At 45.3% G+C, this 12181-nt stretch carries 11 protein-coding genes, 1 other RNA gene and 1 pseudogene; 3 read left to right on the top strand and 10 right to left on the bottom strand.

Features of this window, described 5'->3' with window-relative positions:
• Positions 1–8 precede the first annotated feature (8 nt).
• From GN277_RS02850 to GN277_RS02825, 6 genes are all read right to left on the bottom strand, one after another.
• Complete coding sequence (locus GN277_RS02850; protein WP_159749661.1) at positions 9–317, bottom strand: hypothetical protein; 309 nt, start codon at positions 315–317, stop codon at positions 9–11.
• A gap of 192 nt (positions 318–509) precedes the next feature.
• Positions 510–1004 carry a tRNA (cytidine(34)-2'-O)-methyltransferase gene (locus GN277_RS02845; RefSeq protein ID WP_159749659.1) on the bottom strand — a complete coding sequence of 165 codons (495 nt, stop codon included), beginning with the start codon at positions 1002–1004 and terminating at the stop codon, positions 510–512.
• Positions 1005–1037: 33 nt separating this feature from the next.
• On the bottom strand, positions 1038–2207 hold the full coding sequence (locus GN277_RS02840; RefSeq protein ID WP_159749657.1) for an aminotransferase class I/II-fold pyridoxal phosphate-dependent enzyme: 1170 nt from the start codon (positions 2205–2207) through the stop codon (positions 1038–1040).
• Positions 2207–2689, bottom strand: a complete 483-nt coding sequence (locus GN277_RS02835; RefSeq protein ID WP_159756309.1) for an Lrp/AsnC family transcriptional regulator — start codon at positions 2687–2689, stop codon at positions 2207–2209. Before GN277_RS02835 ends, GN277_RS02840 begins: the two co-directional genes overlap by 1 nt.
• A 28-nt stretch (positions 2690–2717) precedes the next feature.
• Positions 2718–3599 carry an AIR synthase-related protein gene (locus GN277_RS02830; RefSeq protein WP_159749655.1) on the bottom strand — a complete coding sequence of 294 codons (882 nt, stop codon included), beginning with the start codon at positions 3597–3599 and terminating at the stop codon, positions 2718–2720.
• A gap of 398 nt (positions 3600–3997) precedes the next feature.
• On the bottom strand, positions 3998–5737 hold the full coding sequence (locus GN277_RS02825; RefSeq protein WP_159749653.1) for a B12-binding domain-containing radical SAM protein: 1740 nt from the start codon (positions 5735–5737) through the stop codon (positions 3998–4000).
• A 164-nt stretch (positions 5738–5901) separates the two neighbouring features.
• On the opposite strand from GN277_RS02825, the gene GN277_RS02820 reads away from it, so the two are divergent.
• The 3 genes from GN277_RS02820 to ffs all read left to right on the top strand — a co-directional run bounded on the left by GN277_RS02820 (position 5902) and on the right by ffs (position 7209).
• Positions 5902–6495 carry a TetR/AcrR family transcriptional regulator gene (locus GN277_RS02820; protein ID WP_159749651.1) on the top strand — a complete coding sequence of 198 codons (594 nt, stop codon included), beginning with the start codon at positions 5902–5904 and terminating at the stop codon, positions 6493–6495.
• The gene (locus tag GN277_RS02815) at positions 6488–6892 is read left to right on the top strand and encodes a DUF6608 family protein (protein ID WP_159749649.1); all 405 of its coding nucleotides are present in this window, start codon (positions 6488–6490) and stop codon (positions 6890–6892) included. The genes GN277_RS02820 and GN277_RS02815 overlap by 8 nt, the downstream gene beginning before the upstream one ends.
• 53 nt (positions 6893–6945) lie before the next feature.
• An RNA gene (gene ffs, locus GN277_RS02810) (signal recognition particle sRNA large type) lies at positions 6946–7209 on the top strand.
• 33 nt (positions 7210–7242) lie between these two features.
• Here ffs and tadA read toward each other — a convergent pair.
• The 4 genes and pseudogenes from tadA to GN277_RS29740 form a co-directional block, all read right to left on the bottom strand.
• Positions 7243–7726 (bottom strand): annotated as a pseudogene (gene tadA, locus GN277_RS02805) (tRNA adenosine(34) deaminase TadA).
• Positions 7727–7771: 45 nt separating this feature from the next.
• Positions 7772–8929 carry a DUF6128 domain-containing protein gene (locus tag GN277_RS02800; protein WP_159749645.1) on the bottom strand — a complete coding sequence of 386 codons (1158 nt, stop codon included), beginning with the start codon at positions 8927–8929 and terminating at the stop codon, positions 7772–7774.
• A 68-nt stretch (positions 8930–8997) separates the two neighbouring features.
• Entirely contained in the window at positions 8998–10422 is a 1425-nt protein-coding gene (locus GN277_RS02795; protein WP_159749643.1) for a deoxyguanosinetriphosphate triphosphohydrolase, read from the bottom strand.
• 10 nt (positions 10423–10432) lie between these two features.
• Positions 10433–12073 (bottom strand): hypothetical protein, encoded by a 1641-nt coding sequence (locus GN277_RS29740; protein WP_244324567.1) that lies wholly within the window; start codon positions 12071–12073, stop codon positions 10433–10435.
• Positions 12074–12181 lie beyond the last annotated feature (108 nt).

Here is a 12181-nt window from a genome sequence, read left to right as displayed (position 1 = left end):
CGCGAAAACTATACCAGTTCTTCAATGACTGCTGATACCACTTCAGACTCTTTCGCCAGCGCATCCTTCTTCAACGTCGCAATCTCTTTCTCTACGCTGTCCATTGCCTCCTGCTCTGACTTTCTTCCGGCTTCTTTCGCCGCTTCAAGAGCCGCTGCCGCTTCGGATTTTGCTTCTGCCTCGGCGCGTCCCACCATCTCGGCAGCTTCGGCTTTAGCATTATCAAGGATCTCGGTACATGCCGCATCTGCTTTTTTTATAATTCCTTCTGCCTCATTCTCCGTCTCCTTGATGGTCCTAATGGTTTCTTCTACCATCTGTTCACCACCTCTCCCTAAATCCTTACTAGTCATACTATCACTAGTTAAAATATTACTATCATAAAAAATTATAATATAATATTTCCCAAAAGTCCACAATATTATGGCTTTTTCTGGCCATTTTTCCATATATAACCCATAGAAGAAAAAATTTTTATCTATTTTCTAACAACTGTACCTTTTTTGATATCAAGCCCATGACATCTCATGAAGTTGTCCGGCAAGCCCCATCCCAGCAAACCCATTCTGCCTAAGCGCCTCGTACAATATGACTGCTACGGAATTACCAAGGTTTAGTGAGCGAATGTCCCCTAACATGGGTATGCGCACACACTCCTCTTTATGATTCACTAAAATCTTTTCTGGTATTCCTGCGCTTTCCTTTCCAAACATAATATAACAGCCCGGCTCATACCGGACCTCTGTATAGACCTTAGGAGCTTTTGTGGTAGCCATGTAAATCTTTGCCCCAGAGTTTTGCTCAAGAAAGTCTTCATAATTAATATATGTAGTTACATCCAGTTTATCCCAGTAATCCATTCCGGCACGCTTCAGGTTCTTCTCATTAAGCTTAAACCCCAAGGGCTCAATTAAGTGCAGCCGTGCCCCCACAGCTACACAAGTTCGCCCGATATTTCCTGTATTTGCCGGAATCTCCGGCTCATGCAATACGATATTCAGCATATCTACCTCTCAATCCTCAGACGTCAAAAAGCGCTATCTCTGTGCCCTCAGCCGTTCAACAAACCTGCCCAGCCGGTTAATTGCTTCCCGCAGGTCATCCAGGGAATAGGCATAGGACACCCTAAGGAACCCTTCCCCACACGCCCCAAACGCAGTTCCCGGCACAGCGGCTACCTTCTCCTCATCCAGAAGCCTTGTGGCAAATTCTTCCGACGTCATACCAAATTCTTTAATACATGGGAATACATAAAACGCCCCAAACGGCTCGAAGCAGTCCAGCTTCATCTTCTTAAATTCATGAAGCAGAAACCGCCTTCTCTGATTGTATGCGCTGCGCATCTCCTGAACCTCGTCCTCACAATTCCTAAGCCCCTCGATTGCCGCATACTGGCTGTTTGTCGGAGCGCACATAATCGCAAACTGATGGATTTTAAGCATCTGTTCCGCAATCTTCTTCTGCCCGCAAATATATCCCAGCCTCCATCCTGTCATGGCAAATGCTTTGGAGAACCCATTGATTACCAGAGTGCGGTCTCTCATCTCCGGCAGAGATGCGATAGACACATGATCATACTTATAAGTAAGTTCTGAATAAATCTCATCCGACAGTACATACAGGTCGTGCTTCTTCACCACCTCTGCAATCGGCTCTAAATCCTCCTTCGTCATAATTGCGCCAGTCGGATTGTTGGGAAACGGCAGTACAAGGAGTTTGGTTTTCGGCGTAATTGCCGCCTCCAACTCCTCTGCCGTCAGCTTGAACTCATTTTCCTGCTTAAGCGGAATCACCACCGGTACTCCATTTGCCAACACAGCACATGGGAGATAGGAAACATAACAGGGCTGCGGAATCAGCACCTCGTCCCCTGGGTCCAGCATGGCCCTAAATGCTATGTCGATTCCTTCGCTTCCCCCTACCGTCACAATAATCTCGCTTGCCGGATCATAGCTGACTTGAATCTTCCGCTGTAAATATTTGCTGATTTCTTCCTTTAACTCCTTAAGTCCCGCATTGGACGTATAGAAAGTCCTTCCCCGTTCAAGGGAATAGATTCCTTCCTCCCGAATTCTCCAGGGCGTATCGAAATCCGGTTCACCGACGCCAAGGGAGATCGCGTCCGGCATCTCACTCACCATGTCGAAGAATTTGCGGATTCCTGACGGTTCTATTTCTACAATTTTTTTAGATAATGGCTCTCTCATTATGGCGTCACTGGCATCCTTTCTGATTTATTCTTGTGGAACATCAGCGTTCCATGGTCTTTGTATTTCTTCAATATAAAATGTGTGGTGGTGCTGATTACGTCCTCGATGGGAGACAGCTTACCTGACACGAACCGCGAAACCTCCATCAGCGTCTTGCCCTCCACCGTCACGATTAGGTCATAGCCTCCAGATGTAAGGTATACTGCCGTTACCTCTGGATAGTTACAGATTCTCTCTGCTGTCTTATCAAAGCCTTTGTCTCTCTGGGGCTTTACGCTGACCTCAATCAGTGCATTCACCCGTTCTTCCCCTGCCTTATCCCAATCAATCAGTGTATGATACCCGCAGATAATCTTTTCCTTCTCCATCTGCGCTATCTCATTAGCAATCGCCGCCTCGTTGGAATCCAGAAGAACCGCTAATTCCCCAAGGTTGGCTCTGCTGTTTTTCTCCAGATATTTTAATATCTGCTTTCTCATGTCTTCCATTTTTGCTTACCTCCATTTTCTACAAAAATATTTTATATATCTCATCTGGCGCGGGGCGGTCAAGATACCGCACGTCTTCGCCATTATGGATGATTTTGTCATTTCCCGCAGTCAAACGCCCAATGACCGACGCCTGAAGCTGGTTCTCGCACAGCGCGTCCGCCAATGCCTTCCCATCGGCAGCCGCCATTAAAAAACTGCCTGCCGACGTTAGCTGATAAGGGTTCAGCCTGTACTGCTCGCAGACTTCTATGGTCTCCTGCAGGACGGACATCCGTTTCATGTCCAGATCAAGCCCGCAGCCAGTCTCCTTTGCCAAATCCCACAGCGCACCAAGAATTCCTCCTTCGGTAATCTGGCGAATGGATACGACGCCCATGCTTCTCGCAATCTCCAATTCCCTTCCGGCAAATAATTCCTTCCTCCAGGATTGTATCTGTCTGATAAACACCGGTGCAAACCGTTGTCTAAGCTCATTCCCCTTCTCGTCGGCAATGCGCAGCATACCTTCCATACCAATCCATTTTACAAGGACAAGCTCATCCCCCGGACCGCCTCTTAGCGCTTCCTCTTGCATTACTGTGTTTCCGGTGTCAAGCCCCATAGCGGTTATCTGCACAACCGGCAGCCCGAATAACGGATTACGGCGGATTACGACCTCCTGCTTCTCAATCCCTCTCTCTTGGCAAACCTTACAAAACGCCTTCTCCAAGGCGTATGCCCCTGAAGAATCTGTACCAGTCGGAAACAAAATCTGTGCCTCTGCCGCAATGCACTCTGCTTCTTTTGCTGCCAGTGCATTGACAGCAGCAGCCAATGCATACGTACAGATATGCTTTGACCAACCACAGGCAAAACTGTTCTTACTCAAGGCTCGACCTGCTTCTGTCTTTATCTCCATACTATTCTCCTGTCAGCTCATCTAGCCTTATCCCATCAGGTAAGGGATAATTGTGGTAGCAACCATGGCTACAATGACCACCATAATTACAATGGCTATAATTCTTTTTGTTTTTTTATCATTAAAATTCATATGCTTACCTTCTTTTCTAATTTTTCGGTATTTCAAACCTTGCCGGACGCAGTCCAAAAGCCCGTCAGGGCATGCCTTTGGGTATATATTCTATACTCTTCGGGGCACTTTTGCAAGTTATTTTATTCCACCCAAAGCGTTGCTGCTGTACATGCATGGGCGAACAGTAATTATTATAATAATGCGTTAAATTTGGCACAAAGACCCGAATGATTTTTAGTTCATACAGAAAGCGTCCCCTACCCGTTTCCTGCCTGTAACTGCATTCAAAGCTCTACCTCGCAAGTCCTGGCATCCTGGCTCAAAGCATCCCGTTCTTTATAATCAAACAACACACATTTCCCTAATTGCACAAAATACTCCAAATGTGTCATTTTACGCATTTGATTCCTGTCGTACGCCCCATACGCGGGCAGATAATTCCGTTCCCTTTCCTCTCTATCATAAAATGTTCTCACCTCCTCCTTAGCAATACGATACTCTCCCGCAAACTTTGGCCGAGTCTTTGCATTTTCACGCAAATAATAATCATAGGTTAAAAGCTCCCGAAAATATTCTCTCTCCTTTGGATAAGCTTCACCTATATATTCCAGCAAAATCTCATACCTCGTACTGCGTTTGTGCAAAAGCCCGCCATAATCATGCTCGTCATAGAACTCATACAGCTTATCATACATTATGAAAGGAGACGGATACTTCTTCTCCAGCTCCTCCAGAGTATGGGTAAACTGCCTGCTGTTATAATAGATCTCCACCATCTCCTCGATTCCCTTCAGTCGTATCACATCCTGGTAAGAAAGCCACCTTGTAAACAGCACCTCATAAGCCGGACGGCTCAGATACGCCAAACCGTAGTTTTCCTTCTGCTCCTCCATATAAGAGCCTTTCAGAACCTTCAGAAAACCTAATTGAAGCTGTTCAGGCTTCAGATTATATACATCGTCAAACGACCTGGCAAAACTGTTGATATCCTCAAAGGGCAGTCCTGCAATCAAATCCAAATGCTGATGGATATTCCCTTTCCTCTTGATTCTGGATACAGCGTTCCTGACTCTGTCAAAGTCCATAGTCCTTCGGATTTCCCGAATCGTATCCGGATTCGTGGATTGAACCCCAATTTCCAGTTGGACTAACCCTGGACGCATCCCCTCCAAAAGCTTCAGTTCTTCGTCGTTCAGAAGGTCGGCCGCTACCTCGAAGTGAAAATTTGTAATCCCCCTGTCATGCTCTGCAATATACCGCCAAATTGCTGTTGCATGCTCGTGCTTACAGTTGAAGGTCCTGTCCACGAATTTCACCTGCAAAACTTTACTGTCAATAAAAAACTGCAATTCTTTTTTTACAAGCTCAAGGTCGCGGAATCTAAGCCGCTTATCTATGGAGGATAAACAATAGCTACAGGAAAACGGACATCCTCTGCTACTCTCATAATAGATGATTCTGTTCTGGAACTCCTCGACATGCTGGTATACAAACGGAAGCTCGCTAAGCTCGATAGCCTGACGCCACGGATTATCATATATTTCACCGTCAGCGTCCCGATATGTAATGCCCTCAAGCTCCCGCAAGCCATGGATGTGAAATTGCCCGCCATATATTCGGCATAACTGTAAAAATGTTTCCTCCCCCTCGCCCTTCATCACGCCCTTTACCTGCGGCAGACGTGCAAGAACCTTAGCCGCATCATAAGATACCTCCGGACCGCCCAGCCAAATAGACATGGACGGCAGTAATTTTGCCAGTTCTCTGACAAGAGCTTCTATATACTCCATACTCCAGATATAGCAGGAAAAACAGAGTATGTCAGGACTTCTCTTGTAAATATCCGTAAGAATATGTGAAAACGGTTGGTTAATTGTATATTCTGCCAGATTTATCTCCATATCCTGCTGACTTACATAATCGAGAGCTTTCTCTAAATATGCATCCGCGTAGACTTTCAGGCTATATATGGCAAGATTGGAATGTATGTATTTGGCGTTTATCGCCGCCAGTAGAATTTTCATCCTGTTCCTCCTCTTTGTCACTCTATCTAATCCGATTATAATAAACAGAATCACAAATCACAAGATAAAACTATTGACAAAGGCAGCAACTTCACATATAATTAAAACAGATGTTTTAATACATCAGTTTCAAAACAATAGTTTTATATTAAGGAGAACGTTATATGCCGCCAAAAGCAAAATTTACACGGGACATCATTATACAGGCCGGCCTAAGCATTGTAAGAGAGAATGGAATAGAGGCTCTGACCGCAAGGGCATTAGGCGCAAAATTAGGGAGCTCCGCAAGACCAATTTTCACAGTATTTCAAAGTATGGACGAGGTGCAGGCAGAGGTTAAAGAGTCAGCAAAATCAATTTATGACGAATATGTCAGAAAAGGTTTAGAACAAGAACTGGCCTTTAAAGGCGTAGGCACTCAATATATCGTTTTTGCGATGCAAGAGCCGAAATTATTTCAACTGCTTTTTATGTCAGAGCAAGAGCAGCCCCCCAAAGTCGTCAATGTAATGCCTATTATAGACGACAATTACGAAGACATTTTGTTATCTGTTCAAAACGGATATCATTTGTCCAAGAGTACGGCGGAGCAGCTATACCGCCACTTGTGGATTTACACACATGGCATAGCGGTGCTTTGCGCAACAAATATGTGTATATTTACCCCAGAAGAAATCAACAAGATGATTTCGCAGGTATTTAAGGGCGTATTGAAGGAAATTATACAGGAAAATGGGATCGGAGATAATTATGAGTAAGAAAAAATGGATGAACATGGCAGCAATTTATTCAATTATATATACGTTAATAACATTGCTGAACAGCGTTTTATATCTCGGCAACGGCATTTATGAAGACCCAAGCGGTAATTGGCATGAATTAGACAGGGCTATGATTCTTTTGATTGGTATTGCGGCATTTGAGCTGTGTACGAATTTGCCTGTTAAGCCTTTGCTTCTTAGATATGTCATTGCATATGTGCCGTCTCAATTATTGGCATTTACATATGTCTGGTTCACCGGACTACGGGAACCATTAGCCAAAACAGCATATAGGGATATCTGGATTAACTTTACGAGCCTGTTTATCATATTGTGTATCATCAACACCATTGTCAGTATTCGTAAAGTAAAACAAAAACCAGCAGAAATATAAAAATCACTTCCCACCCCGTTGACATTTTCCACAATATACAGTAAAATTAATTATTGTGCAGCCGGGGTGCTAGCGGTACCTTGTACCTGCAATCCGCTATAGCAGGGGTGATATTGCGCAGAGGGCACAGGTTTGTAGAGCTGCCCTTGATAAGTGGCGATGAGGCTTGGGTCTTACGCGACGGAAATCTGTGAATCGTGTCAGGTCGGGAACGAAGCAGCACTAAGCAGAACCTTTCGGGTGCCGTGAGGGTGCCTGGGCTGAGTTTACTGTCAAGGTAACGTCTGGGAATCTGCGTTCGGAAGCGCAATGCACAAAAAAATAACAGAATAATAACAGGCAGATGTGCGTTAGTCATCTGCCTGTTTTTTGGCTGCTCTTAATTCCTTAAAAAAATGTTTTCATCATCTGGCTGCAGTCTTCTGCCAACACCCCCGTCTCAAGGTCCACCTGATGGTTAAATTCCTCCATCTGAAGCAGATTCAGTATTGAACCCGCACATCCCGCCTTGGGATTCATACAGCCCACAACCACCCTTGACATTCTGGACTGGACAATGGCGCCTGAGCACATCTGACAGGGCTCCAGCGTCACATACATTGTACAGCCCTCCAGCCGCCAGTCCCCCAGCTTCTTACTCGCTTTACGAATCGCAATTAATTCAGCGTGGGCCAATGTATTCTTATCCGTTGTCCGCCTGTTATACCCCCTGCCTACAATCTTATCCTCAAACACAATCACGCAGCCAATGGGCACCTCTTTGATTGCATACGCTTTCTTTGCCTGTCGAATCGCTTCTTTCATGTATTTCTCGTCTATACTTAAATTCTGCATGTTGCTCTCCATCCATACCGACGTCTTGTCTCATTGAGCATTTTTTCATTGTGTCTTCAGCATCCTCTTAATCGGTCTGCACCAATATCCAAACTGCTCCTGACTGCTTTTCTCTTCGTCCGTCAAATCCATATCCATATCCTTGTGAGGAATAAATTCAGTAAACCCAAAGGTGCTTGCCGCCTTCGCCTCCTGGGGATGATAGATTCCCGGCACTCCAAGCCTGTATCTCTCTCCGTCATCAATAATGGCAAGATGATGGTAATTATAATATCCATGTAACAGAAAACTATTATTCGCCCATTTCCACTCGCATCTTGGCAGTCTTGCCATATCATTCCGCTGAATCTTCGTACACCGGAGATGCTCCTTGGGCATCCGTTCCCTTGTGTCCCCGCATATGTTCCCAATGGGTTCTGCCGTCAACTCCTGACTAAATTCCATCTCGCCGCCGGACTTTGGAAACGCATCTATATTTTCTGCTGCCCTATTCTCTTTGTTAGATATTTCTTCAACAATTCCTTCTCCAACAGCTTCTTCTCTGACAGGCTCATCCTCAGCGGGTTCATCCTCAACGGGTTCATCTCTTATGGACTCCTCGCCTACAGGTATTCCCGCCTGCATCGAATGGCTTGGCAAATCGGACATCTCAGGCTGTACCGGCTCCTCCTGCATGGGAACTTCTTCATCCCGTTCGGGCTCCTGCTGCCGCAGCAACTCCTCACCTACAGAATCCTCTCTAGCTTCAACCTCCATGCTCGGTATCTCTTCCCTCTGCCCCGAAGCCTCACCCGTCACATCTTCCTTTCCCTCGGCATCCGGCTTAAGCACCCGCATACGCCCCACATCAATGACGCCGTCATTCCAGACTGCGGCATACTTACGCCCCGTCTCACTCTCAAGAATAATCCCGTTAATCCTCTGAAAATTCTCTGGCGCAATCACATCCTCCTTGGTATAAAAAAGCCTGTAATTAATGGCTGGGTTTACATTGTCCACAGTTCCCTGCCAGATTCCGACGCATCCATCGCCTTCGTCAAAGAACAAATACAGCTCAAGCTTACGCTCTCCCTTCATATGCAGCCCTTTGCCATGAATATTCAGCGTGCAGTCCTCATCCTTCTGTTCTACTTTAACAAATCCCACATTACGCAGTCTTTTTCCCTGTTCATATTCATACAGATAACGAATAAAACGCTTCAATCCTCCACTTCCAATCCTGGTCTTTTTATCACAATCTATTCCCCAGAACCGGAAAAAATACCATGTCCTTATAAAATTGCCTTCAATTCCTGATATAAACGTTTCGCATAACTGTCTGTCATTCCGCAAATATAATCCGTTGCCAGAAGCAGCCGCAGATACAGTCTCTCGGCCTTTGACCTCCCCCTTGCATGATAATGGTACGCCCTCTTATAATTACTGGAAATAAATGAAACCATACGCTCACTGACAGAATCCATCTCCAGGGACTCATCGTCATATTTTACAACCGCATTCATGAACATGTCCATCAGGAAATCAATCATGGCCCCCTCTGCCACCTCCATCCGGTAAATGGCATCCGAGGTAAACACCTCCCGAAACGCCAGATTTCCTAATAAATCCATCAATGGTTCTGCTGATGTTCCATAAAACAAATCCTTACCATAACTTCCCTCCATGATTGAAGGATAGTTCTCTGTAAACCCATGAGTTGCACAGCCAATCAAAAATCCCTGAACTCTCACAATCCAGTTCTTGACTGCATACTCCTCTGGCTCCTCCACCTGCTTCTCCTTCCCGCTCAAGAACAAATCCTGAAGTCTCCTTGCTGGATAAAATCCTTCCATATCCTTATCAGGGTGCGCCTCCTCAAGCCTTGTCAGCTCGTCAAGAAGTTTATGGTAGCTTAAAAACCCCTTCACATATGCATCCTCAATATCTGCCGTCTTGTAAGCAATATCGTCCGCCGCCTCCAGAATAAACGTCAAAGGATGTCGTTTTCCGTTAGTTCCTGTCTCCCTTGAGATCTCCTCGAAAATATCTCTGTCAGCGTAATAGTACCCCATCTTCTTATCCTTAATATCCTCAGAATGTTCATTAATACCAATGGACGCCACTGGATATTTTATGATTGTACTAAGGAGTGCATAGGTAAGATTCATACCGTTTTCATCCACCAAAAAATGCAATTTGCTCACCAGACGCAATGCCTGGGCATTTCCTTCAAAATGATAGAAGTCCTCTCTCATCTGCATAGTCAGCACTCGGTCAATGGTTTCCCCGTGGTACTCCATAACAGGAAGTTTTCTCCGAAACCAGTCCCTGATGGCGTCCTCACCAAAATGACCAAAAGGCGGATTCCCGATATCGTGAATCAGTCCCGCACACTGTAATATATTGCAGATATCCTCCTTCATCTGTGGGGTGAAACTATTATCTTTCTTATGTACTAAAATATTTTCTCCTATATTCTGTCCCAGAGACTTTGCAAAGGAGGACACCTCCATGGAATGGGTAAGCCTTGTTCGGACAAAGTCACTCCTATCCAGAGGAAACACCTGCGTCTTATCCTGCAAACGCCGAAATGATGCACTTCCTATGATGCGATGATAATCCTTCTCAAATTCACTGCGCAAATCCACATTTTGGCCATCTCTGTGCCTGCGGTTTTTACGGTTTCTCTTTGTTGACAATAATTGTTCCCAATTCACAGTATCTCTCCTAATCCAGATAGATGGGCGGATCATAATCCTTTCCTAGAAGCTGCTTTTTGCGCTCCTGATATCCTAAAAATGCCCACTCCGTCATATCTGTCCACTCGTGGTTCGCCCTGTCGTATACCTGTACATATCCAATCCGTGAAGGATGCATACGGACACTGTTAGACTCGTATTCCTTTCCAGTATATGGATTAACCTCTCCTTTGTCCTCCTCATCCTCCTTGGGTATCTCCTCCTGATATGCCTCCTCAGAATAACCGGCAGCAAGATACCTATCTTCGTATGTCCCGTCAGAATACTCCATCTCCGAGTAGCCTCCTACATAGGCTCTGGCTGAATAATCTCCTTCCCGTCCATCTTCTCCATAAGTCTCCACCGGATATTCTCCTTCTGAATGGTAATCTCTGTATTCCCCTGCCAGATACTCATCTTTCCCATGCTCCTCTCCAGTATAGATATCTCCTGCATATTCATCTATTATATAGCCATCTTCCTGATAAACACTTTCCTGATAATTATCCTTTGGCCTTGCACTCTCAGCCGCCCTTGGCCCTTGTACCGCCGCACTATGCTCTTTTCCTGTATCGGTGGCTTCTTTCTCTATCCGTACCTGTTCTCTGCCAAGCTTCTTAAGCCTTTGTTTTAGATATGCCCTCCAGCCATGGGGCTTTTCCTCCTGTACATTTTCCTTCTTCTCTGCCTTTTCCAGAGACTCTGTCTCCTGTAACAGTCCTTCTATCCCTTCCTTGTCCGAGCCCTCTGTCAAATCTTGCGTCTCATGGTCCTTTGGATAGCCTGTCCACCTTGCTTCTTCATATTCTTCTGAATGACTTGGCATATTCTCTCTGACATAGTCTTCTTTATATCCCGTCAAAGTCCCTTGTGGATATTCTTCCGGATATTCTTTTGCGCCTTTTTGTATAGGCTCTCCCACATTCCCCTGTGTACCTCCTCTGGAGTGATCTAACAGCTTCTCCTGTGGATATTCTTCCTTAGCATCCTTCCTGACAGCCTCTACACTTGTCATCTCTTTACCGTCACTGGTATCAGAAGAAGCCTTATGAATCTCCTCGAACTGAGCCTTCGTATCGTCTTTTTGATTCTCTTTTAATTTTTCCTCCGGCGTCTTTCCCATCGGAGGTTTCCCTGTTGTTTTCTCCATCAGTGCATCCAACTCCTCATGGATGTCCACCAGCTCTCCAATGGTAATATCCCGCTCATGCACCTTGACATTACCTTCAGCTTTCTCTTTCTCTGCTGATTCTTCCGGCGTAATTGCCACAGGTTCTTTTTGTGTCTCCTCTTGTCCTGCCGCCACTTCTTCAACGACTTTTGCAGTCTCTTTTTCCACAGCTTGCTCTGCCTTTGCCAGAGCCTCCTGGGACTTCTGCTCTCCTTGCAGCTCATTCTCGGTTATCACTCTTTCATCCAGAATATTCAACTGAAAAGGACACCCCAGAATCTCTGCAATCATCCGCATATCCCTCTCCTGGAAATTATCCCGTCCAAGCCTCTGCGTCAGATTCTGGCGGGACATCTTCCTCCCTGTACGTGCCTCAACCTTCTTCGCAAGCTCTTTAATCGTCATATCCTTACGGCTTAAGATAATCTTGACCTGCTCTCCAAACGTTAAATCCTGCATCCCTCGTCCTCCTTAACTGAATCAGACTTTTCCAATCTATTGTAAACTCTTTTGTTTCTAGGTAAACCAAAACTTTTCCCTTTGCTTATTCTAACAAATAGTTAAAAT

This window comes from Sporofaciens musculi (assembly GCF_009830285.1).
In the GTDB taxonomy this organism is placed as follows: Bacteria; Bacillota; Clostridia; order Lachnospirales; family Lachnospiraceae; genus Sporofaciens; species Sporofaciens musculi.
The sequence above is the reverse complement of the archived record's forward strand: the minus strand, read 5'-3'. Positions and strand labels throughout refer to the sequence as shown.

Coding starts and splice junctions, on each gene's coding strand:
- GN277_RS02850 (WP_159749661.1), bottom strand. CDS start 317: ATGGTAGAAGAAACCATTAGGACCATCAAGGAGACGGAGAATGAGGCA.
- GN277_RS02845 (WP_159749659.1), bottom strand. CDS start 1,004: ATGCTGAATATCGTATTGCATGAGCCGGAGATTCCGGCAAATACAGGA.
- GN277_RS02840 (WP_159749657.1), bottom strand. CDS start 2,207: ATGAGAGAGCCATTATCTAAAAAAATTGTAGAAATAGAACCGTCAGGA.
- GN277_RS02835 (WP_159756309.1), bottom strand. CDS start 2,689: ATGAGAAAGCAGATATTAAAATATCTGGAGAAAAACAGCAGAGCCAAC.
- GN277_RS02830 (WP_159749655.1), bottom strand. CDS start 3,599: ATGGAGATAAAGACAGAAGCAGGTCGAGCCTTGAGTAAGAACAGTTTT.
- GN277_RS02825 (WP_159749653.1), bottom strand. CDS start 5,737: ATGAAAATTCTACTGGCGGCGATAAACGCCAAATACATACATTCCAAT.
- GN277_RS02820 (WP_159749651.1), top strand. CDS start 5,902: ATGCCGCCAAAAGCAAAATTTACACGGGACATCATTATACAGGCCGGC.
- GN277_RS02815 (WP_159749649.1), top strand. CDS start 6,488: ATGAGTAAGAAAAAATGGATGAACATGGCAGCAATTTATTCAATTATA.
- GN277_RS29740 (WP_244324567.1), bottom strand. CDS start 12,073: ATGCAGGATTTAACGTTTGGAGAGCAGGTCAAGATTATCTTAAGCCGT.